We start from the raw sequence: 22,641 nt of genomic DNA, 5'->3' as shown, positions 1-22,641 counted from the left end.
TTCTCCATATGAACCTCTATATCTTATGATTGCTGACTGGCGGCGATGGCCTGCTCCAGATCATATAAAATGTCGTCGATTGCTTCGGTGCCGATGGACAAGCGGAGCATTTCCGGATTGACGCCGGCCGCGATTTGCTCCTCTTCGGACAGCTGCTGGTGCGTCGTGCTTGCCGGATGAATGATCAGCGACTTGGAATCGCCCACATTGGCCAGGTGGGAGAACAGCTTGACGTTTTCGATGACCTTGCGTCCGGCTTCTTTGCCGCCTTTGATGCCAAACGTCAAAATCGCGCCCTGCCCTTTCGGCAGGTATTTTTTCGCCAGTTCGTACGAAGGATGGCTCGGAAGGCCGGCATAGCTCACCCATTCCACCGCATCGTTGCTTTCCAGGAACTGCGCCACTTTAAGAGCATTTTGGCTGTGGCGCTCCATGCGCAGATGAAGCGTCTCAAGCCCCTGCAGCAGCATCCACGAGTTAAACGGCGAAATCGTCGCACCCATGTCGCGGAGAAGCTGTACGCGCGCTTTGATGATAAACGCCAGCGGTCCGACGGCTTCCGTATATACGACGCCATGGTAGCTTGGGTCCGGCTCGGTCAGGCCCGGGAATTTGCCGCTGCCTGCCCAGTCGAATTTGCCGCCGTCCACGATGATGCCGCCGATGGACGTGCCGTGGCCGCCGATGAATTTCGTCGCCGAGTGCACGACCACATCCGCGCCGTGCTCGATCGGACGAAGCAAGTACGGGCTTGGGAAGGTGTTGTCGATAATAAGCGGGATGCCGTTTTCGTGGGCGATGTTCGCTACCGCCTCCATGTCCAGCACGTCGCCTTTCGGATTGCCGATCGATTCCGCATACAGCGCTTTGGTTTTGTCCGTGATCGCCGCGCGGAAGTTTTCCGGGTTGCTCGCATCGACGAAATGCACCTTGATGCCGAGCTTCGCAAGCGTGGTCGAAAACAGGTTATACGTGCCGCCGTACAGCGTGGAGGAAGATACAATCTCGTCTCCCGCCCCGGCGATATTCAATACGGAAAAGGTGATGGCCGCCTGTCCCGAAGAGGTCGCAAGGGCGCCCACGCCGCCTTCCAGCGCGGCCACGCGCTGCTCGAACACGTCGGTCGTCGGGTTCATCAGACGGGTGTAAATATTGCCGAATTCCTTCAAAGCGAACAAATTGGCCGCATGCTCGCTGTCGCGAAAGCCGTAGGATGTCGTTTGATACAGCGGCACGGCACGGGATAGCGTCGTCGGATCAATTTGCTGACCCGCATGCACTGCCAAGGTTTCGAAAGATAATGGACGTTCGTTGGACATGGTAAAATCCTCCCTTTTCTCGCGTGGCTCAATCGCAAAGTGTCAATTTTTTGTTATATTTTCTCATACTCCCCCACGTTTGAAAAGGTAAAAAATGATAATTCCTATTAAATTAATGAGAATTATTCAATTAACCGATGCCGAGCAGATCGGAAACCAGCGACAACGCCAGCAGTCCGGCCATGACAGCCCCCGTCCACATCGCGCGGCCCAAAAGGGAGGGCCTTGAATTCCCGCTCTTTGTGGCTTTCCTGATGCGTGAACGCAGCGACAAATAATACATCACCGATCCGACGACGATCAGCGCGATTTCCAGCGCCATGCTGATCCCCGGCGAGCGCCATACCCCGAATCCCATCAGCGGCAGATTTCCGAGATTCCCCGGCAAAACGGGGAGATCGGCGCGGTGTACCAGCAAATCAAGCAGCCAGTGGCTGAATACGAGAGAGCCCATGACAACCGCGCTCCGCTTCCCCCACCATTTCCAGGCCGCTAACCCCGCAAGCAAAGCAATGATCAAGGCACCGACCAGAGAATGCGTGTAATCCGCGTGGATCACCGAGCCGCCGTACCCTCCCTCTCCGACCGGCACCATGGTTTCGACGCCTGAAAGCAGCAGCGGCACAAAAAGAATATCCAGCAGCTGCGTGCCCGCCATCAACGCCCACAGCGGCGTCTCGGGGTGTTTGGCTTTAACGGCGGCAGCGAGTCCGAAATGTCCTGCAAACATCTTATTCAGCCTCCTTCCGCAAAGCTCCGGGAATCCGGGAATCGAGCCAACCGCAAACGACCGTAAACAAAATGACCATGACGAGAAAACTCATCTGAACATCCTCCCATCCGAATCAGCGATCCGGTTCATTTTTTTTGCAAAAGACCCCTCAGCAGCGCTTCAAACGCTTCGTCAAAAGTATCCTCAAGCCGCTCCATCAGCTCATCCGCCGTCTCTTCCGAATATTGGTACGTTCCGACGATGCCGCGAAGCATGTAAAAATAAATGCGGGAACACGCCAGCAGCCGTTCGGTTCCTTCCCCATAACCGGTATGGTTCCGAACAGCCTGCATGAGCTGGGCGAACAACCCGTTTCGGATGCGGTTGATTTCCATATCCGGCGAGGTTTCGTCCACCCGGATCGATTTCACTTCAAAAAAGACCCTGTACATGTTCCGGTTTTCAAGGCAAAAACGGATGACCAGCCGGCTCAGCCGCGTCAGCGCCTGCTCCGGTTTTTCCTTCTCCAGCACCTTACCGATTTGTTGCCGCAATTCGAGCAAGGGCGGCATGGACAGTTGATGCAGCAGCGCCTCCTTGTCTTCAAAATAAATATAAATCGCCGTATGGGAACAGCCTGCCTCCTTGGCAATTTCACGCATGGTTACGGCGTCATAACCTCTCTCGGCGAACAACCGGCCTGCAGCGGCCAGAATGTCGCGCTTGGTGTCCTCTGAACGAACCTGTTTTTTTCTGGGCATCTAGAGTTATCGTTCCTTCCGTCCAATGTTTGAAAAATAAAGTAACCAACGGTTATTTATTTCTGTATCCTAAATATAACCATCGGTTATTTAATTGTCAACAACTTTTTTATCCTGAAATTACCAAACAATTTCAAAAAAAAAACAGCCGCAAAATGCGGCCGCCATAAAAAAAGAACCCTGAGAATATTGAGAGAGTTGCCGATATGGAATTACGCAAATATGAAATATTTTGCATAACTCTATCGTTTGATTAGTAAAGGCTTATTTTAAATAAGCTTACCTTTCAATAGTGCAAAAAAATAATAGCGCTTCTCCCTTGCCCTTGTCAAGTGCACCCCTCCGCCAAAGAATCGCCGCCTAGAAATATCTCCCTGCAAACGCAACGAATCCGCCCCGTTCCCGTATACAGATATATTGACGTCCGGCGTTGAGACGACTACGACGACAACTGGATCAAGCCGGGCCGAAAACGTATGAAACTATAATTCCGTTATATGCAGGAGGGTGATGAGCTTGCATTCTTCATCCAAAGAATTGGCAGACCGCTATTGTGAACTTATGGACAGACTACCTCGCCTCATCGACTATACGGGAATTGTCCGGCAGATGAAGCTAAGCACCACCGAAGCATTTATTCTTCAATATCTGCAAAATAACGGCAGTCAGCGCGGCACGGATATCGTAAAAGTGACGGGCCTTACGACCAGCGCGATTACGCAAATTTGCGACAAGCTGGTTCATGAGGAGCTGATCGATCGCAATCGCTCCGAAACCGATCGGCGATACGTGAACATTACGATAACGGACAAGGGAACCCGGGTGCTGAGGCTGCTGTCGGACCTGAGCGCCGAGCGGATCGTTGAAACGGTGGAAAACTTCACGAACGAAGAAACAAGCGATCTGCTGGATACGATCCGCCAATTGGGCGAACTGATCGAATACCAGCGGGGACGCCGCAAGTAGCTCCGGCAAATTCCTTTCATTCGCAAGAAACAACCGGGCCGGAACTTCCTGAAGCATAGCCGCCTGCTGCAAACCAGAATGCAAACAAAAAAGGAACACCATTGGTTGCGGGCGGACATGCCCGGCCAATGGTGTTTTTGGGTTTTACAGGATCCGGCTGCCGAACAGGGAACCGATCAGCTCGACGGCCAGCTTCGAGGTCTGGTTGTTGCGGTCCAGCAGCGGATTGACCTCCACGAAGTCGGCCGAAGTGATCCGCCCCGATTCGCTGAGCAGCTCGAGCAGCAGATGGGCTTCGCGGTAGCTGAGCCCGCCGCGGACCGGCGTTCCCGTTCCCGGCGCCTCGATCGGGTCGACGCTGTCGACATCGAAGCTGAGATGCACGCCGTCGGTCCCCGCTCCGGCGATTTGCAGCGCTTCGTGAACGACTTTCTCGATGCCGACCCGATCGATTTCGTGCATCGTAAAACAGGTCAGGCCGCAGGAACGGATAAGCTCCTTCTCGTCCCGGTCCAAATCGCGGGCACCGATGATGACGCAGTTTTCCGCTTGGATCGAGGCGGCGCCTTCGACGATGTCCTTCAGCTTGATATGGGACAGACCCAGCCCTACCGCTAGCGAAATGCCGTGCATGTTCCCCGACGGGCTGGTCGACTCCGTGTTCAAATCGGAATGCGCATCGACCCAAATGACGCCCATCTTGCCGTAATGGCGCGTTAATCCTGCCAGGGAGCCGATGGCAATGCTGTGGTCGCCGCCCAAAATGAGCGGGACGCGGCCGCCGGCCACCGCTTTGGAGACGGCTTCGCCAAGCAGGCCGCTAACGGCCAAAACCTCCTGGACATGCTTCATTTTGGCTCCTGCGGGGGACCGGATGCCGTCCGGCAAGCGGATGGATGAATCCGCCTGTACATCGTACCCAAGGCCGGCCAATTTTTTGGCCAGGCCGAATTTCATGATGCTGTCCGGGCCGTTTTCGCTGCCGGGCCGGCCTGCGCCGAGTCCGAACGGAACCCGGATGATCGAAATGGATGGTTGAGACATGTTGGTTCAAGCCCTCCCTTGATTGGCAAATACCTCCCCGATCCGGCTTAGCGCGAAGTCCAGCTCTTCTTCCGTAATAACCAGCGGCGGCGCCAGCCGGATGGTCGTCTCATGCGTTTCCTTGCACAGCACCCCGATCCGCGCCAGTGCTTCGCAATACGGCCTTGCCGGCACCGACAGCTGTATCCCGATCAGCAGGCCGCGGCCGCGGACCGAAACGATATCGGGATGCGGGATCGATGTAAGCTTTTTCATAAACAGGCGCCCCAGCGCCTCCGAGCGCTCCGCCAATCTCTCCTCCTCCAGCACGTCCAGCGCCGCAAGCGCCACCGCACAGGCCAGCGGATTTCCTCCAAAGGTCGAACCATGCGAGCCCGGCTCGAACACATCCATGATGTTCTCGTCGGCGGCTACCGCGGAAATCGGCATCACGCCGCCTCCGAGCGCTTTGCCTAAAACGTAAACGTCGGGCACCACGTTCTCCCAGTCGCAGGCGAAGGTTTTGCCCGTTCGCCCGAACCCTGTCTGAATCTCGTCTGCGATGAAAAGGACGTTTTCCCGGCGGCAAAGCTCATGCGCCTCGGCCAAAAAACGCTCCGGCGGTATGATGATTCCCGCTTCGCCCTGCACCGGTTCGACAAGAAACGCGGCGGTATCCGGCGTTATCGCAGTCCGGAGCGCCTCCAGGTCGCCGTAGGGAATGCTTTTGAACCCCGGCGTAAACGGGCCGAAATCCTCCTTATACGCCGCTTCCGTCGAAAAGGACGTCACGGTGATCGTCCGGCCGTGGAAGTTGCCGTCGCAGACGATGATTTCGGCGCGGTTTTCCTGCACTCCCTTCACCCGGTACGCCCAGCGCCGCGCCAGCTTCAACGCCGTTTCCACCGCCTCCGCCCCGGTGTTCATCGCGAGGATTTTGCCTTTTCCGGTCAATTTCGCCAGCCTTCGCGCAAACCTCGCCAGCGCATCGCTGTGAAACGCCCTTGAGGTCAACGTTACTTTATCCGCCTGTTCTTTGAGCGCCTGTATGATTTTGGGGTGGCGGTGGCCATGGTTCAGCGCGGAATACGCGCTCAGCATATCCAGATAACGGCGGCCCGCCGCATCCCAGACCCAGAGCCCCTCCGCCTTTTCGATCACGACCGGCAGCGGAAGATAGTTGCTTGCGCTGTATCTGTCCATCATTTGCAGTACCTGCTGCGTGGTTGCCATAGCTGCACATCCCATCATCTGATAATCTTTTCGCCTTGCTTACGTTCCTATCTTATTGGCGGAAAGCTCATTTCATGATTCGTGAATTTCGGCACGTACATGATCCGCAAAACTAACATGACCTTGTTGGACCCATGGCTTGGAAGCCGATTCAGGTGCTTTGCGGGGATCCCGGAAAATAATCGATTGTAGACAGAAAAAAAACACCGCCCTTCCCTGCTTGCCGCAGGTAAAGGATCGGTGCTTTCAAATGACGGATATTCCGTTAGGCAACGGAATATTATTTTTTGGATTCGAGCGTTTCCAGGTACTCGGAAATCTCGGCCGGCGTTTTGGCGTATTTGCTGTGCAGGTGAGCCAGCTTTTCGCCGTTTTTGTATACGAGAAGGCTCGGAATGCCTCGCACTTCGTTTTGGCTTGTAATCTCTTCGAACTGCTCCACGTCCATGGCGTAAAACTCTTTGTCCGTGTGTTTCGCCATGATGCCAGGCAGAAATTTGTCAAGCGTCTTGCAATCCGGGCACCAATTCGCATCATATTTAATGACCGTCAGCTTGTCACGGCTGATCAATTCTTCGTACTGCTGCTGCGTTTGAATTCGTTCCATCTTCTGTATTCCCCTTTACCCAGCGTCTTTAAGGCTTCATCCGAGAAGCTCCCGTCCGGGACTGTCAATGAGTTTCGTCACAGTCCGAACCGTTCTCTTATTTTAGCCTTTTATGTCCGGGTTTGCAAAAGGGCTACATCGAATGCATGTCGTGACCGGGGGACGGCCTCTCCCAACCGGAAGGGCTGTGCCCAAGCCAGGCTGCCACGCACAATACGACGACCGGGAGAACGATATAGATCATCCAGAACGAAGTCCGCACCGGCGCGGCCGAAAATGAATCTTTGGCCGCTTTTACCGCCTTGACGGCGGCGGCAGGCTGTTCCTCGCGATGCTTTCGGTCATGGATGAGATAAACGACCAGCGCCGTAACGGCAATGTACATCGCATCCATGATAAACAGCATGGCATCCCACTGTTTGATGGGGATCATTTCCCCCAGCATCGCCCCGTGAACCCCGCCCATGATGCCTCCGCCGATTCCCTCTATAATCGCAAGCAGCCCGAGCGGCCTGCCGACCATATACCCGATCAGAAAACAAAAGAGGATCGATATCCCCGTCGACATCACCAAATTTTGCGCAAACAACATGCCGAGAATGACCCCGATCGTCAAATTCGACATCAGTCCGGTCGTCATCGCCACGACGGTGCCCGTCATATTCGCCAACAGGTGGCGGTTCGCTTGAACGTACATGATGCATAACACCGTATAAATGAAGACGATCAGCATGCTCATATTTAAAAGCATACGCATGGCTCCTTTCGCCCTGATGCACAGCGGAGGCCTCCAAATAGCCCGTTTGTACAAGGCAGCCGCAGCTGTACTCCCCGCTCGTTCCGCTTTTAAGAAGCTTATTCCGCGGCCGTTATCTTTATGCTGATAACCCGTCGAAGCGCAAAAAGGAAATTCGGGCGACGAACCATGAACCGTACTTGCTTATTTCCCGATCCCGGCAACGGCGGAAGGCAAAAAAAGGCCGCGGCTCAAGGCCGCCGCCCATGCATTCGCCAATACTGGCGTTTTCCTTCCTCGCGAACCGTCACGCCCAATTTGGAAAGCTCCAGGCGCAACTCCTCCGCTTCCTCTTTTTCTTCTTTGCCGATCGCTTTTTCCCGTGCCTCAAAAAGCTCGTTTATGCTTGACGAGAGGTCCGGGCATCCGGGCACCCACCTCGTGTATTCGTGATTGAACGGGTCTTGCTCCCGCCAATCGTATCCATGCCGGATAAACGCCTCGGCCAGCTTCTGCCGCTTCGTATCCGGCTTTTCCCGGTACAGCGCCTGGCCGTCCGCCCCCAACAGGACCAACTGTTTGTTGTCCAAAAAAACGGCGGTCACTTCGTCGCGCTTCAAGGTTCGCTCATGATCGCGGATACGCAGGCTGACTTCTTGATCGGAGAGGCGAATCTGCAGCGTTTCCCTCATGGCCGCCATCGAAAGCCATCCTCCGGCAAGAGCGCCAAGCGAGGCTGTCGCAAACGTCACCCAGCCTCCGTGAAGGGAAGAGATCAATTTAAGCGGGCCCTCAAAAGGGATCCACGGCAACTTTAACGCCCATTCGGCAAGCGGCGGAATAAACCACCCGACGGCTGCCCCGGCAACCGGAAATAGAGTCCAGATGATCCATTTATCCGTCTTGGTTACCCCAAGCTCCGTCCATTCCATACGGTTATTCAAATGACATTTCCCCCTTTGCGGAACGTACCGTTTACCGCTTCTTTCCATATGTTTTCATAGTCCAGTTTAATTCCCATCATCATATAGCTCGTCATATTATCGATCGCGAGTGCGAGCAAATAGGCGCGGGACTCAACATGTTCCTGTTCGATTAAACCGAGCTTCGCCCCGTGCAGCAGCAGCTTCCGGAATCCTTCCAAAAAATCGCGCTGCATCCCGATGACGCGTTCGCCGTAATGAGCTCCGTGCCCGGCAGTAAGCATGAATTCGTGGAGCAGCCGCAAGACCGGGTAAAAGCTGCCTTCATCCTCCGGAAACATGCGAAGCCCGCCTTGGAAAAGCTTTTCCGCGAAGTTTTGTTCGTTAAAATCAGAGACGGAAAAATAAAAGTCAAACCGATAATCGCTGAACAAATAGTCAAAAACCTTTTCAACCAGCTCGTCTTTCGATGCAAAATGATAATAGATCGACGGCTTTGTGATGCCGACTTCAGCCGCAATCATGGCCAGGCTTGTTTTTTCGATGCCGTGATGCGCGAACAACCCGACGGCCGCCTCAATCAGCTGCTTCGAGGTCAGTTCCCTTTTTTTCATGATAATGCAGCCCCTTTTTTTAACTACCGTTAGGTAAATTTTATTCAAAAAAGGGATCCACGTCAATCGTTCCGTCTGCAGAAAAACGAAATCGATCGCCTTCAAAAAAACACTGTCCACCGCAAGCGAAAAAACTTAGGCATTTAAGGCTGAGATTTTTCTTGAATGCCGCAATTTCGCCGAATGTCGGGAACAACCTCTCCATTTTAAGCAAAAAAGAGAGAAGCTCGGAACATCCGCAGCTCCTCGATGCACGCCGGTTACGGGTAAAGCTTCTCCCCGTTTTCCAGCATGCGAATAAATTCCTCTACCTTCCTTTGGCGGGTTTCGGGTTTCTTCGCGTTTTGGATGCGGAACGCAATCGCGTACTTGTTTTGCCTGTTTAACGTGTCGTAAAACGCCTTGGCCTGCGGGTGTTCGGCAAAAGCGGCTTCCAGCTCCTCCGGCACCTCGCTGCGGCTTTGCGGCTTGTAAGCCGTATCCCAACGCCCGTTCGCCTTGGCCGTTTCGATCGCCTGAAGCCCGGCCGGCTTCATCCGGCCTTCCTGCATCAGCCTCTCCGCCTTCTCCCGGTTCACCTGCGACCAGATGCTGTCTTTCCCTCTCGGCCCAAAGCGCTGAACCCAGCTTTGCGCATCCAGCGCCTCCTTCCGGCTGTCGATCCATCCGTAGCAGAGCGCGCTGTCGAGCGCTTCGGCGTAGCTGACGGTAGCAAGTCCCGCATTTTTTTTGGCGATCTGCAGCCTGACTCCCCGGGACCGGAGATGATTTTCATCAAGCCATGCTTCCCATTCCTGCTGGTTTGCGCACAGCAGCAGCGGCCATTCCGCTTGTCCCTCCGATGCAGCCATTCGACATGCTCCTTTCTTTGCCCATGGATTGCTGCGGCCGGGCATCGGAGCCCGGCTCGCAGCATGTTCATTTTACCGGTGCTTCAAGCTCATTTTTGGAAAACGATGCTGTAAAACGCCTCGGTCCACGGACGCGTGTCCAGTACTTTAAAACCGGTTTCCTCCAATACGCGCGCCATGTCGGTCGATGAAACCCGATGGGCTTGCGGCGGCCCGCTTCCGGTATCGACAGCCTCCCATTCGATGCACAGCGCCCGTCCGCCCGGCTTAAGCACCCGTCTGATTTCCCGAAGCCCTTGGTCAAGCGGCTCCACTTCATGCAGCACCATCGAACAGATGACGGCATCGACCTTCTGGTCATCCAGCGGGATTTGCTCGGCTTCGCCCTGAACGATTTCAATGTTGCCGTCAAATTCGCTTTCTTCCAGGCGGCTCAGCAAATAGTCCAGCATTTCGGACTGCGCGTCCAGCGCATAGACCGTGCCGCTCGTTTTTTCCGCCGCAGGAAACGTGAAGTAACCGGCGCCGGCGCCGACGTCCAAAATATCCTCGCTGCCTTTCAGCCCAAGCAGGGCAAGAAGCTGTTCAGGGGACAGCTTTTTGCGTCGTTCGGGGTTGTCCAACCGGGAAATCAGCGTCGGGTCAAATCGTTTCTCATGCATGGTTTTTCCTCCTTGTCATATTGAAGTGACTACATTCTAGCATTTGCCATCAATTAACGGAAATTCCATCCGCACCAAAGTTCCGAGCCCCGGCCGGGATTCCACATGAATCCGCCCTTTGTGCGCGATGACGATCGCATGGGCAATGCTCATGCCGAGTCCTGCGCCGTCGGTCGTTTCATCCGTGCTGGTCCCCCGGTAGTACCGTTCGAACAAGTTGCGCTTTGTTTCTTCGTCCATGCCTTTTCCGTTGTCCTTCACCGCAATCCATGCTTGCTCGCCGTCTTTTCCGGTTCGGACTGAAATTTCCGTTCCATCGGGGTTATGCTTGACCGCGTTGGTGATGATGTTGTCCAGCATCCGCCGGAACCATTTCGGATTGGCCAGGATAGCCAATTCCTCGTCCCACTCCTCGAACGAAAACGAAGCGGTGTCGATCGTCGCGTCGTTGACGTAGCGGAGCACCGAACGGCGGACGAACTCGTTGAGCTCGATCGGCTTCAGCGGAATCTGGACCGATTTGTTTTTCAGCTGAAACGTTAAGGAGAAGTCCTGCAGCAGCTCCAGCATGAAATCGCCCTTTTCCCGGATCATCCGGCCCATTTCCTTCAGCTCGGCTTCGTTCCAGGTGAACTGTCCGCTTTCCAGCAAATGGCCGTACCCTTGGATGGTCGACAGCGGCGTCCGCAGGTCGTGGGAGATGCCGGTCATCCATTCCTCCCTCGTCTGCTCCAGCATTTTGCGTTCGCGCTGGGAGGCGTCGAGCTTGGTGGCCATCTCGTAAAACCCCGCGATGACCTCCTTGTACAGCCGGTACCGCAAACGGATTTTGCCGTTTTTGCGGAATACTTTTTTGCGTTCCTTCTCGGTCAGCGCCTCGCTGTAACGGCCTTGGCTCATGCGCTCGAACCAGCTCGCGAACAGCATCAGCGGCTGTCCGTAACGGTATCCGTGCCAGAAGGAGATGCCAAGCGTCAGCACGACCACCACCGCCCCGATGACAATAAGCACGAGGATCAGGTCGTGGAACAGCGTCTGCTTCACGAATTTGCCTTCCGGTTTCCCTTGATGCAAGAGCCACGTGTAACCGGAGGCGTCGTCGTAATAAACCGACAGATCCACCGGGTATTTGCCCGGCTCGGCTTTCATCGACACCAGCTCCAGCGGGCTGTAAGCCTGCTTCTCCTCTCCGGCTCCGGCATGGCCGACGGTTTGCAGCACTTGACCGGCCGCATTGATGACCTGCAAATAATCATTCTTCCCCGTCAGCTCCCGGTTCAGCCCGTCCACCGCGTCTTCGCGGATGCGGCCGCCGCTGCCGAATTGCCTGAACCATTGCTCCAGCCGCTGCGCGCCGACATCCTTCGTGCCCATGAGGTACAAAACCGAGCGCAAACCGTCCGTCTCGCTTTCAAACAATGAGGTCACCCGGTACGGACCAAGACGCCGCGTTTCCTGGATACGCAGCAGTTCCGCCGCCCCATAGGAGGTTTTCAAGTCGTTCGGCGTATTGACGGCGTAAATCGCCTTCCCCGACTCATTAATGATTTGCAGCCAGTAGCCGCGTTCCTTCAGCAAACCTTCCCATCGTTTGTTCATTTTGACATGGCCGTTGTCAATGATCGTTTCCGTCGTCATGCCGTCGAGCGCGCTGGTGGAAAACGTCCGTTTCAAATCCTGGTTTACCAGGTAGCTGATCAGTACGAGCAGCATGACCGTTAACGTCAGGACAATCATGACCCAAAGCAGAAGAACCTGATATGTAAAATGCAGCGTCAAACGGGTGCGGATCCGCCTCATGCGTTCACCTTCATCAGCTTGTAGCCAAGGCCGCGCACCGTGACCAAATATCGGGGATCGCCGGGGTCTTCCTCGATCCGTTCGCGGATTTTGCGGATATGCACCATGACGGTGTTGTCATCCCCAAGCCCGTCAATGCCCCATACTTCTTCGTACAGCTGCGATTTGGAAAACACGATGCCCGGATGCTTGCATAAAAACAGCAGCAGCTGAAAGGCCTGGGCCGGGCACGGAATTTCCTTGCCGCCGACAGTCAGCGTCCCCGCATACTCATCCAAAACGAAACGCCCGAAATCGTATCTCCCGCGGGTTTCCTCCGGAACGGCTTTCGCGGGGGCGACAGCGCCTCTGCGCAACCTCGCCTTGACGCGGGCGGCGATCTCCAGCGGATTAAAAGGTTTGGTCACGTAGTCGTCTCCGCCCGTGGCGAAACCGGTCAGCACGTCGAGATCCGACGTCCGGGCCGTCAAATAAATGATATGCGCGTCGGACAGCCGCCGAATTTGCGGGCAAAGGTCAAATCCGGTCTGATCCGGGAGCATCACGTCAAGCAAAATAATGTCGAAGGAATGGCGGGCAGCCAATTCCAGCGCTTCCTTTCCGTTATAAGCGGCATAGATTTGGCGAAAGCCTTCCTTCCGCAGCACCATCTCGATCAGCTGAACGATTGATTTCTCGTCGTCAACGAGCAAAATTTTGGCATTGTACATCGGATAAACCACCTCAAATGCATTGTAACAGACGCTTCTTAATTCGAGCTAAACAAAAAAGGCGATGACTTTAGCGGTTGTTAAGCTTCCCTTTAGGTTCGCTTCAATCGGGGCTGGTACAGTAGTCCGTGAGGTGATAAAACATTGACGACACGCAAAAGGATTCGTTTGGTCGACGGCTTGCGGGGTTTCAGCCTGCTGGGCATCCTGCTGGCCAACATGCTTATTTTTCAGTACGGAATGTTTGGAAAAGACGTCATGCATCTATTCCACGTACCTGCAGCCGACAAGGCCGCACATAACATTCTCCAGGTACTGGTCGAAGGCAGCTTTATGCCGATTTTCGCCTTTGTATTCGGGTTCGGCATGATCAAGATGAAGGAGAGTTTAAACGCCAAAAACCGAAAGGCCGGCTGGCCGTTGGTGCGCCGCTTTGCGATGCTGATTGGGCTGGGCCTCTTGCATAGCACGTTTTTGTGGGACGGGGATATTTTGCTGTTTTACGGCGCGATCGGATTTCTGCTGCTGATTTTCATGAACCGCAAGCCGAAGACGCTGATGGTGTGGAGCATCATTTTCCTGACGGTGGCGGGGCTGATCGGACTGGCGCCCGAAGATAAAGCCGGCAAAGAAATGCAGGCGATGAATCACCGGATCGAAACCTACGTGCAGTCGACGGTTACGCTGTACGCCGAGGGTTCCTATGCGGAAATCAAACATGACCGGAATACAGCCAATCCGCTCGGCGACAACGCGTTCATCCTGGTTCTGGCTTTGATTTCCCCGCTCATGACCGCGCCGATGTTCCTGACCGGCATGTATGCGGCGAAGAAGGGGTGGTTTGCCGACCCTGACGAAAACAAAGGCATGTACCGGAAAGGAGCGCTGATTTTCATTCCGCTCGGGATCGCCCTGAAAACCTTTCACCTGTTATTCCCGGAAATGATCGGTTCAGGCAGCGGGGAAATGCTTGGGGGATTTGCCCTGTCGATCGGGTATATTATGGGCTTTTCGCTGCTGTATACGAAGTTTGCGCCGTCCTCCTTGATGGAGCGGTTCGAAGCCGTCGGCAGGCTCTCCATGACCAACTATTTGATGCAAACGGTCATCTGCACGACGCTATTTTACGGGTACGGGTTCGGCTGGTTCGGCAAACTCGGCGTGATATTCGGCTGCGCGCTGAGTCTGGTCATTTACGGCGTGCAGCTGTTCGCCAGCGGCTGGTACATGAATCGGTTCAAATCCGGTCCGGTGGAGCGTGTGCTGAGAATGTGGACGTATTTTTCATGGGACGGAAAGGCAAAACGAAAAAAGATCAGAACGAAAACGGCGGCCGCCGAAGCCTAGCGGCTTGGGGAAGGTTTGATGGCAGGATATATTGTGTCAAAGGACGCACACGAATGAAGAGGCTGGATTATTTTTCAGGGTTCTCGCGCTGCTCTTCGCATTCAAAACACTCCAGCGTCTGATCCTCCTGCACGGTGCCGTTCAAAAAACCGTTCTCGCAATAAATCGCTTTGCCGCAGCTGCGGCAGAAGCCGATGAATTCCTGCATCGCCCGCACCTCCACTTTTTATAGAAAAAAGGTTAGATTAACTCCATATTACCACGGGATGAAGGCAAGCAAAACGGACAGCTTCTTGGATCAAGAGGCTGTCCGTTTTCATTATTTTTTCTTTTGGATGATGCCTTAAAGGCTTCTTCTTCGCCCTCCGTCAACTTCTGACGCGCCCGAAAAACAGAGACACGATAAACAAAACGAGGAAAATGAAGAACAATACCTTCGCGATGCCAACCGCCGCCGACACGATGCCGAAGAAACCGAAAATCCCCGCGACAATAGCTATGATCAAAAATAGTATGGACCATCCTAACATGTGAATCACCCTTTCTTTTCTAAGTTTGATGGGATACTTACTTGTAACCGCTCTGCCGCCGATTGAACCGGAAAAAGGATGATTTTTGCCGGAAGCCCCCCATTCGAAGGCTGCATTTCAAGGGCTAGAGTCCGGCCACTCACCCCTTGATGAAATCATTTAGGCGTTCATATATATCATCAACCGGATTTTGCAATATCCTTATTGTAAACGCATACAATTAGCTTTATCGTAATTTTATAAGGAGGGATGACGCATGAATGTCAATGCCGGGACGGCCGCCCATGCAGGCGCCGGCGGCGGCTCCGCCGTCGGTCTGGATCAGACGGAGCTTATGCCGCAATACCGGGCGGATCTCCGTTCGCACGCTTCACGCGAGTATCAAAAGTTCGTTTGCCTGAATCCCGTAAATGACTGGTCCTTGTTGACTTGGAAGGAGGTCGGCAAACCTTACGAGGTTAAAACCGTCGCGCAGGACCGCAAGGCATGGGAACAGGAACACGGATCTGCGATGGATGCCCATACCGCCTGGACCTACTTCAACCGCTCCTTCCATCAATGGTTCGTCAAAGATGTGCCCGCCGAAATCGACCGGAGCAAGCAGAATTTTTTCCAGGGCTTAAAGGCTTTCCGCATGGAAGAAATTCGCGAGGGTCTTGGGGAGGTCGTCCGCATCCATTTATGGAACTACGTGCACCGCATTCAGGACGGCATCTGGGATCCGCGGGGCAAACGGGCGTTATTCGAGGGATTGGACGCGGCAAAACCGAAAATTTTGTTTCTTGGCGCAGCCGAAGGTTACGAAGCGATGCAGCTCGCGGCGATGTATCCCGGAGCGGAGGTCGTGCTGGTCGACTATGACGAATACTGCCGCAGCACACGTTTCGCCGAGTTTCCGGAAAGTTATCCTTTCCTAGGCGAAAATCCCCGGACCGGCGGCCCGCAAGTATATTACAAGCCTGACTTCAACATAGAATACGTGGTGAGCGACATCCGGCGGCTGCCTTTCGGGAAAGAGTTTGATCTCGTGTTGTCGGTCGGGCTGCTGGAGCATTTTCCGGATGAGATGAAACCGGAGGTTGTCGATTGGCATCGCCGTTTTTTGAAGCCCGGAGGTTATGCCATATTGACGACGCCGAGAAACCAGCTGCGCTCCCGCCTGTTTTACCGGATCATGGCCGACGTGATGAACCATACGTACCGCGAATTGATGACCGTGCGGCAGATGGGGCTGTACATTTATGAAAACGGCTTTGACATTTGCCGGCACGGGTATATCAAGGTGCATAACGGCGTCGTGGCGAAGGTTCGGTGAGGGGAGCCGCCATCCCTGAAGCAAAACGGGCTACCCGTTCACCGGATAGCCCGAAATGGGATTAGAGCTTTGTTTTGAACAAAAAATTGGCATAGTCTTCTTCGCCGTCGCTGCCGTCGTTAGTAATCCAATAAAAATTCGCCGAGCCTGTGGAATAATCGTATTCTGCCAATACCATAGGAATTGCGATGACGTACTCGTCATTTTCGAGCGGACTGACGTATCTGTCAGGCACGTCTTCGGGATAACCGGAAGAAATCGTTTGAAAATAGATGATCAAACTTTGATCTTTGAAGCCAAAGCGATTTTTAATATCGTTGGAAAGATCTTTTGTTAACTTATAAAGAATATTGGGATCCTTGTCTACGGCATCCGCCAGGTTTGTCAGTTGATCATAGTCGGTTACGGTCACGGCGACTTCGATTTCCTGGCCTTCCATATAGGACACCCAATAATCCGCGTCAAAGGTAATGCCGGAGCTGCTGAGAACAGGATGTTTTTCGTACAAGTAGTCTTCGATGGCCTCCTCGTTCGCGGCCGTTTTTCCCGTGTTCGCCGAAACAGGCGGCGTGGATGCACCCTTGCTTCCGCTGGTGATGACAATCGTGTTCGAATCCGGCAGGCTGACCGTCGCGCCGGTTGATTCGCCAATAAACCGGAGCGGAACAAAAACTCTCCCGCCGATCATTTCAGGAGGGACGATCATTTTGACGGGATTTCCGTTCACGTAAGCATTTTTGTTTCCCACGGTGAGAATGATTTGATTACCGTTTTTCGAAGCGGTGATTTTTTTGCCGGCCGGATCCCAGGAATATTGAATGCCCAAACTCTTTAAAATAGAGGATATGGGAACAAGCGTCGTTCCCTGCTTGACGACCGGAGACTGGTCCAGAATTACGGGACGACCGTCGACAATTATTTTTTTCACGGCGTCGGCATGAGCTGCTGCAGCCGTTGTCGACAACAATATAGCAATAGCGGCAGTAATGGCTGCCTTTTTCATTCATATTTCTCCCATCTAGTAAATTTGTACCAAATAAGAGGAATAATATACCTATTTCAGATCTACCGTCAATAGTTTTTATGTTGTAGGGCGTTACATCGACTGCCCCGCATCCACCGTGATGATTTGCCCCGTCATCGCCTCCTGCCCCAGGACGGCGCAGATCATATGGGCGATATCTTCGGGAGATGCGGTTTCCCCCAGCAAAAGGTTGCCCGCCAATTGTTCCATTTGACGCTCGCGCCCTTCCCACCATCGGGTCAGCACGGCACCGGGCGCGACGGCGTTTACTCGGATGTGCGGGGCAAGCGCCTTGGCGAGGGATCGGGTCAAGCCATGCACCGCCGCCTTGGAAACCGCATAAGGAAGCGACGAGCCCGTTCCCGTGATGCCGGCGATGCTGCCGACGTTGACGATGGCTCCTTCCCCTTGCTTTTTCATATGGGGCGCAACCGCACGCGCGCAGTAAAACATGCCTTTCACGTTAATTCCGAACAGTTCGTCCCACGCCTCCTCGCTGACGCCGTCGAGGTCGTCCATCGCGATATGGCGGGTTACGCTGGCATTATTGACAAGCAGGTCTATCGTCCCCCACCGCTGCACGGCGGCTTCCGCCATTTCCTTCACCTCCCGCTCCCGGGAGACATCCGCCCGAACGGCAAAAGCCTGCCCGCCCCGGCTCTGAATGATCCGCACCGTCTCCTCCGCTTCCTGTTCCGAACGCGAATAATTGACGGCCACGGCCGCGCCGCGCTCGGCCAACAAAAGGGATACCGCTCTCCCGATCCCCGTACCGCCACCCGTAACCAATGCCGTTTTACCTTGTAAGTCCATTTGCATCCTCTCCTTTAACTTCAAAATTTTCGGTACTCATGGCTTGGAAAATTCCAAACGGCTGAGAACCACCAAAATGGTGATCTACATGCATCATGCTTTCGGAGCAAGCTGGGCCACTCCGTTGCCAAACGACCAGTTTTCCTGCGTGTTTTCCGTCAAAATAATCATGACATCCTGCGGACGAACCCCGGCGTTCTGTTCCAGCAGCTCCGCCATCCGTGCATACAACGCTTGTTTTTTGCGCAGCGGACGCCCTTCCTTCATCGTAATTTGCACGAACATTTGCTGATCCGATCTGGCTATGTTCATGTAACCCGTATCGTATAAAAGCTCCCCCGGCGGGTGCGGCGTGATCACCTGAAAATAATCGTCTTCCGGCACGTCGATCGTTTCGATCATGGCTTGATGGATCGAGCGGCTGATGACGGACAGTTCTTCCTTGGACTTTCCCTGATGCAAATCTATGCGTACAAACGGCATGCTACTACCGCCTCCTTTGATGTGTTTTGCCGGCAAAATCATTGTATCCGATGCGTATCCATCTGTATAATTGAATTAAATGAACTCATAGTTCGAATTTTTTGAACAAATAAGGAGGAGCCATGGATCTTAAATCGGTCAAAACCTTTCACCGGATCGTAGCCCTCGGAGGCTTCAACCGTGCGGCGGAGGAACTGAATTACGCCCAGTCCACCGTGACGATGCAGATCCAAAAGCTGGAGGCCGAGCTTGGCATGCGCCTGATCGAACGCGGCAAAACCTTCGAGCTGACCGAAGCGGGCCGCCTCTTCCTGGAGCAAAGCGCGCCGATCGTGCGGGATATCGAGCAGCTGCAGGACACGATGACGGGGCTCGCCCTTGGAGAAACCGGGCATGTGCGGCTTGGCGCCGTGGAGCCGATCGCCAGCTACCGGCTGCCGGACATTTTGGCCGGGTTTTTCCGCGATTATCCTCAAATCCATGTATCCGTCACGATTGCCAATTCCCCGACGTTATGCGGTCAGCTGCAGCATGGCGAGCTGGATTTGGCCGTATGCTCTCCGCCGCTGTTCGGGGCGGAATTGCACTTTGAACCGGTGCTGACGGAGCGGTTTGTCGTGCTGCTCCCCGAAAGCCACCCGCTGACAAGCAAAGACGCGATCGCGATCCGGGATTTGCGCGACCACCGCCTGCTCATTACCTCGGCTGATTGCCCGTACCGCCGCAAGCTGGAGATGCTTATGCAGGAGTCCGGCGGGCATCCGCCGGATACCGTTGAGATCGGCAGCATGTCCGCCTTGAAATATTTTGTGCAAAGCGGCATCGGGGCCGCGCTTGTTCCTTTATCCGTGCTATGCCCGGAGCCTGACGGAACGGTGGTTCGGCCGCTGCAGGGGGATGAGGTCGATCTGACCTGCGGCCTTGTATGCAAGGCGGCGGAGTACCCGCCGCGTCTTGCTGCAGGCAAGCTTTACGGCCGGTTAAAAGAGGGGTTGGCATGGAGCACGGCAGCCCCGGCAGTCGGCGCGCAGCCATAAAAACAAAGGAAGACTGCCGCCAGCGCAGCCTTCGACAGCAGCAGGATGACGTGCCATCGGCGTATTTTCACGGAAGACGGAGCGCGTTTCGCCGAAAATTTATGCGAGGCAATGATGCTTGGATGGTTATGAGTAGAGGGATTATACTCTTGCAAAAAAGCCCAGGGCGCAGGCCCTGGACTTTTTACTAATCTTTTTATTAATCCGTATCGCTTTTCTTGATGTCTTGCTCTTCCCCTAGTTCAGCTGAACCTCGACCGGATCGGAATTGATGCGGCTGCCGACCGCGCGGATCACGAACTGGTATTTTTCCGATGCTTTGATGGTTCCTGCCGTAAAGCTGTATTCGTTTTTGCCCGCTTCGGCTTTCACGTACGCATTCCAATACGGTTTGATTTTGCCGTTTTTCTCGTAAATGCGGAAACCGCGAACGGGTTCGCCGCTTGAGGACGGCGCTTTCCACGAGATGACGGCTTTGCCGCCGCTATTTTGCACCGCCGCGTTTTCGACTTTAGCCGGCTTCGTATCCGTACGTTTGATGCCGTACTGATCGTACAGCTTAACGCCGTTGTCGCCCGATTTTTCGTCTTTTTTGGCCGCGGTGTAAGCTTTGATTTTCAAGACGTCGCCGGAAACCGATACGTCGGTGAACATCTTCTTGTTCGGCTGGGCGTCGATCGCCGCAAAATAATCGTTATACCCCGGATATTTCGTATAGAACTTATCCCCCAGCGCATTGGACATCAGGTACACCGTTCCTTTCGGGTTGACGGCATTGCCCTCCGCATCGTACGTTATTTGGCTGGTCGGGACCACCTTGTCATCGAGCATTTGGTACGATCTCATGTACATATGGTCATGCGCTTCAAACACCATGTCGATGCCCATTTCGTCAAAGGCGGGAACAAGCACCTTTTTATAAAACTGGACCCGGTCGTCCTCCCATTCCCCGGCGTTGTCGCCCGCTGAGTAAGGACCTTTGTGGAAGGCGACGAACTTCCATTTGGCGTTGCTTTTGGCGACGATGTATTTCATCCATTCGACCTGGTCGGCAAACTGCGGGTCCTGCTGCTTTATGTCTTTGCCGCCCTTGGCAAGCTCCCCGGCATATTGCGAGTTAAAGACAAGGAACAGCGCATCGCCGTACTCAAAGGAATACACCGAACCGTCATGCGTATTGGCGACGACCTGCTTCGGCAGGTTGAAATGATGGTAAAAGTTCGAATTCGGCGTCGTCTCGTCGCCGTCATAATCCTGCACTTCATGGCCGCCAAGCACCGGGACGATCGGCACGTTCAGCAGTTGGTCCTGCGCAACCCCCAGCATCCACTGCCACTGCTCTTCGAGGTCGCCGTTATCGACCAGGTCCCCCGCATTGATGAGGAATTTAGGATCTCCGATCGTTTGAACGGCTTTTTTGAACGTATCCGCCCAAAGTTCAAAGTCCGTTTTACTGGAAGCCTGCGAGTCGGAACCGGCGATGAAATGGAACGGCTGAGCGCCCGCCGCGTCCGTCGTGAAGCCGCCCACCGCGCTCCAGCTGTCCGCGGCCCCGCTGCCGACGCGGTATTTGTACGCCGTCCCCGGCGATAATCCGCTTGCCGTTGCTTTATGGCTGTAAAATTTCTTTTTCTTGTTCGATGTACGGTCCGATTTGGTGACGTACGTTTGGATCTCCTCGGTTGTCCCTTGGAACGTCAAGGCTTCCTGCTCCGGAAAACCGCCTCCCGCGGCCTTCGAAGCTTCTACCACCTGAACGACGGAGGGGGAAGCCGAATCGGTGTACCAAGCAAAGGACCGGGTTGTTTTCGTATCCCCGTTTAAGGTCATATTGATCAGCTTAGGCACGGAAGGCGTGCCTTGCGTACTTTGAACCGTAAAACTCCAGGATATATCCTGGGACAGCGGAATCTGGTCATCCCTGCCCTTGACCAGTTCCTTCGGCACTTTGACCGTGTAGGTTTGCCCGTTGGCAAAGGCCGGATGTTTGATATTCAGCGTGCTGCCGTTTACGACTTCGACGGTTACGGACCCGAGCGGATTATTGTTTTTGTCCACGATGCCCGCACCGCTGCTTGCATTCAGCGAGATGGGTTTGTTGAACGTTACCGTGACCGGGGCCGAAGGAAGCACGCCGTTTTCGCCCGGTTTCGGCGATTGGGTCAGAACCGTCGTCGGCGTCTCTCCCGGTTCGTTTCCGATCGGCTGGCCCGTTACCCGGATGTCCTTGATCAGGCTGGAGCCCGTGCTGCCGATGCCCTGGCCGCCCTTTGTGTTCGTGTTCGAGCTGACGATCCAGCGGATATACAGCGTATCCTGATTATCCGCGTTTGCCGGCAAGGCGGCTTCCGACAGCTTGCAGGCGTCGTTCGGGCAGTTAAAGCTGGACAGCGACATCTTCAGCGAAACGCCCGGAACGTCCGTCCAGTTCTGGTTGTCGTTGCTGATCTGCACCTTAAAGTCGCGCGGTCCCGTACCCGTCGACGTTTGCTGCGAAGACAGCGCGATTTGTTCGTAGCCTTTGGTCGAGAGGCTGGCAAGCCAATATTTTTTTCCGCTGCCGTTATCCCATCCCTGATAGCTGATCGAATGCTGACCGCTGTCGTAATCCTCGAAATAACCGCCGACGTTGCGGAAGCTTGAAGACGACTGATTCACGCCGCCCGTTGCCGGAAACACGCCTCCGGTTCCGGAATTTGCAAACACCCACTCCGCAAGCGGAACCGCCCCCGCTTTGCTGTCGGCATGCGATGTTCCCTGAACGGGCAAAACCAGCAGAACCGCCGCAAGAAGCAGGCACCAAAACTTTTGATAACTTTTCCGAGATAACGTACCCATGCACATCCCCTTTCCATATCCATCACTAAAATTAAAACGCTTTAACTTTTGTGCATCATCATGCGGAAGACAGCCGGCCGGCCATTCCCTGATAAATATACGGGTGGGAGAAGGCAAACAGAACTCCAAAAATGAAATGCACCTGAAATGCGGGTTTCAGGGCGTCAAAAAACAAATTCCATTATGCCTCCGATTCCCCCGGCATCCCTTCGGCTAACGCCAGTATATGAATCTTTTGTCAACGCAGGATCATACCAATGTAAAATCATAGGAAAAAATATCTAAATTTTGTATAGATATTCTATTAAACCGGTGGTAGAATCTTCTTAATATTTTT

General features: G+C 54.3%; 23 protein-coding genes. 4 read left to right on the top strand and 19 right to left on the bottom strand.

Going from position 1 to position 22,641, the window contains the following annotated elements; genetic code table 11:
- Positions 1–23: 23 nt before the first annotated feature.
- From RJP21_RS26010 to RJP21_RS26000, 3 genes are all read right to left on the bottom strand, one after another.
- Positions 24–1,319, bottom strand: a complete 1,296-nt coding sequence (locus tag RJP21_RS26010) for a homocysteine synthase (RefSeq protein ID WP_310861871.1) — start codon at positions 1,317–1,319, stop codon at positions 24–26.
- Between the two features lie 130 nt (positions 1,320–1,449).
- On the bottom strand, positions 1,450–2,049 hold the full coding sequence (locus RJP21_RS26005) for a permease (RefSeq protein WP_310861870.1): 600 nt from the start codon (positions 2,047–2,049) through the stop codon (positions 1,450–1,452).
- A 128-nt stretch (positions 2,050–2,177) separates the two neighbouring features.
- Positions 2,178–2,792 (bottom strand): TetR/AcrR family transcriptional regulator, encoded by a 615-nt coding sequence (locus RJP21_RS26000; RefSeq protein WP_310861869.1) that lies wholly within the window; start codon positions 2,790–2,792, stop codon positions 2,178–2,180.
- A 516-nt stretch (positions 2,793–3,308) separates the two neighbouring features.
- On the opposite strand from RJP21_RS26000, the gene RJP21_RS25995 reads away from it, so the two are divergent.
- The gene (locus tag RJP21_RS25995) at positions 3,309–3,758 is read left to right on the top strand and encodes a MarR family winged helix-turn-helix transcriptional regulator (protein WP_310861868.1); all 450 of its coding nucleotides are present in this window, start codon (positions 3,309–3,311) and stop codon (positions 3,756–3,758) included.
- 144 nt (positions 3,759–3,902) lie between these two features.
- Here RJP21_RS25995 and rocF read toward each other — a convergent pair whose 3' ends face one another.
- The 10 genes from rocF to RJP21_RS25945 form a co-directional block, all read right to left on the bottom strand.
- Positions 3,903–4,802, bottom strand: a complete 900-nt coding sequence (rocF, locus tag RJP21_RS25990) for an arginase (protein WP_160044535.1) — start codon at positions 4,800–4,802, stop codon at positions 3,903–3,905.
- A gap of 6 nt (positions 4,803–4,808) precedes the next feature.
- A complete protein-coding gene (locus tag RJP21_RS25985) occupies positions 4,809–6,014 on the bottom strand; it encodes an ornithine--oxo-acid transaminase (protein WP_310861867.1) in 1,206 nt (401 codons plus the stop codon).
- A gap of 280 nt (positions 6,015–6,294) precedes the next feature.
- Entirely contained in the window at positions 6,295–6,621 is a 327-nt protein-coding gene (locus RJP21_RS25980) for a thioredoxin family protein (RefSeq protein ID WP_310861866.1), read from the bottom strand.
- Between the two features lie 133 nt (positions 6,622–6,754).
- A complete protein-coding gene (locus RJP21_RS25975) occupies positions 6,755–7,372 on the bottom strand; it encodes a hypothetical protein (RefSeq protein WP_160044538.1) in 618 nt (205 codons plus the stop codon).
- A gap of 236 nt (positions 7,373–7,608) precedes the next feature.
- A complete protein-coding gene (locus RJP21_RS25970) occupies positions 7,609–8,301 on the bottom strand; it encodes a YqeB family protein (RefSeq protein ID WP_310861865.1) in 693 nt (230 codons plus the stop codon).
- Positions 8,298–8,894, bottom strand: coding sequence for a TetR/AcrR family transcriptional regulator (locus RJP21_RS25965; RefSeq protein ID WP_160044540.1), 597 nt, complete (start codon positions 8,892–8,894; stop codon positions 8,298–8,300). The genes RJP21_RS25970 and RJP21_RS25965 overlap by 4 nt, the downstream gene beginning before the upstream one ends.
- Positions 8,895–9,154: 260 nt before the next feature.
- Complete coding sequence (locus RJP21_RS25960; protein WP_310861864.1) at positions 9,155–9,745, bottom strand: YdeI/OmpD-associated family protein; 591 nt, start codon at positions 9,743–9,745, stop codon at positions 9,155–9,157.
- An 89-nt stretch (positions 9,746–9,834) separates the two neighbouring features.
- On the bottom strand, positions 9,835–10,407 hold the full coding sequence (locus tag RJP21_RS25955; protein ID WP_310861863.1) for a class I SAM-dependent methyltransferase: 573 nt from the start codon (positions 10,405–10,407) through the stop codon (positions 9,835–9,837).
- A gap of 36 nt (positions 10,408–10,443) precedes the next feature.
- Complete coding sequence (locus tag RJP21_RS25950; RefSeq protein ID WP_310861862.1) at positions 10,444–12,207, bottom strand: sensor histidine kinase; 1,764 nt, start codon at positions 12,205–12,207, stop codon at positions 10,444–10,446.
- Entirely contained in the window at positions 12,204–12,917 is a 714-nt protein-coding gene (locus RJP21_RS25945; protein ID WP_310861861.1) for a response regulator transcription factor, read from the bottom strand. The genes RJP21_RS25950 and RJP21_RS25945 overlap by 4 nt, the downstream gene beginning before the upstream one ends.
- 144 nt (positions 12,918–13,061) lie before the next feature.
- Here RJP21_RS25945 and RJP21_RS25940 point away from each other — a divergent pair, with 144 nt between their 5' ends.
- Complete coding sequence (locus RJP21_RS25940) at positions 13,062–14,264, top strand: DUF418 domain-containing protein (protein WP_310861860.1); 1,203 nt, start codon at positions 13,062–13,064, stop codon at positions 14,262–14,264.
- 67 nt (positions 14,265–14,331) lie between these two features.
- Here the strand turns inward: RJP21_RS25940 and RJP21_RS25935 are convergent, their stop codons facing one another.
- The gene (locus RJP21_RS25935) at positions 14,332–14,472 is read right to left on the bottom strand and encodes a hypothetical protein (RefSeq protein ID WP_310861859.1); all 141 of its coding nucleotides are present in this window, start codon (positions 14,470–14,472) and stop codon (positions 14,332–14,334) included.
- Between the two features lie 160 nt (positions 14,473–14,632).
- A complete protein-coding gene (locus RJP21_RS25930) occupies positions 14,633–14,794 on the bottom strand; it encodes a DUF1328 domain-containing protein (RefSeq protein ID WP_160044545.1) in 162 nt (53 codons plus the stop codon).
- 256 nt (positions 14,795–15,050) lie between these two features.
- Between RJP21_RS25930 and RJP21_RS25925 the strand changes: the two genes are divergently transcribed.
- Positions 15,051–16,109, top strand: a complete 1,059-nt coding sequence (locus RJP21_RS25925) for a class I SAM-dependent methyltransferase (RefSeq protein ID WP_310861858.1) — start codon at positions 15,051–15,053, stop codon at positions 16,107–16,109.
- A gap of 61 nt (positions 16,110–16,170) precedes the next feature.
- Here RJP21_RS25925 and RJP21_RS25920 read toward each other — a convergent pair whose 3' ends face one another.
- From RJP21_RS25920 to RJP21_RS25910, 3 genes are all read right to left on the bottom strand, one after another.
- Complete coding sequence (locus tag RJP21_RS25920) at positions 16,171–17,112, bottom strand: copper amine oxidase N-terminal domain-containing protein (protein ID WP_310861857.1); 942 nt, start codon at positions 17,110–17,112, stop codon at positions 16,171–16,173.
- Positions 17,113–17,205: 93 nt separating this feature from the next.
- Positions 17,206–17,946 (bottom strand): SDR family NAD(P)-dependent oxidoreductase, encoded by a 741-nt coding sequence (locus tag RJP21_RS25915; protein ID WP_236575838.1) that lies wholly within the window; start codon positions 17,944–17,946, stop codon positions 17,206–17,208.
- 93 nt (positions 17,947–18,039) lie between these two features.
- Positions 18,040–18,429, bottom strand: coding sequence for a tautomerase family protein (locus RJP21_RS25910; protein WP_310861856.1), 390 nt, complete (start codon positions 18,427–18,429; stop codon positions 18,040–18,042).
- Between the two features lie 122 nt (positions 18,430–18,551).
- On the opposite strand from RJP21_RS25910, the gene RJP21_RS25905 reads away from it, so the two are divergent.
- Positions 18,552–19,466 (top strand): LysR family transcriptional regulator, encoded by a 915-nt coding sequence (locus RJP21_RS25905; RefSeq protein WP_310861855.1) that lies wholly within the window; start codon positions 18,552–18,554, stop codon positions 19,464–19,466.
- 237 nt (positions 19,467–19,703) lie between these two features.
- Here RJP21_RS25905 and RJP21_RS25900 read toward each other — a convergent pair whose 3' ends face one another.
- Complete coding sequence (locus tag RJP21_RS25900; RefSeq protein ID WP_310861854.1) at positions 19,704–22,304, bottom strand: fibronectin type III domain-containing protein; 2,601 nt, start codon at positions 22,302–22,304, stop codon at positions 19,704–19,706.
- Positions 22,305–22,641: the final 337 nt, after the last annotated feature.

The sequence above is a fragment of the Paenibacillus sp. VCA1 genome, from assembly GCF_031583795.1.
In the GTDB taxonomy this organism is placed as follows: domain Bacteria; phylum Bacillota; class Bacilli; order Paenibacillales; family Paenibacillaceae; genus Paenibacillus_AQ; species Paenibacillus_AQ albilobatus.
This window is presented reverse-complemented; position numbering and strand designations above follow the sequence as displayed.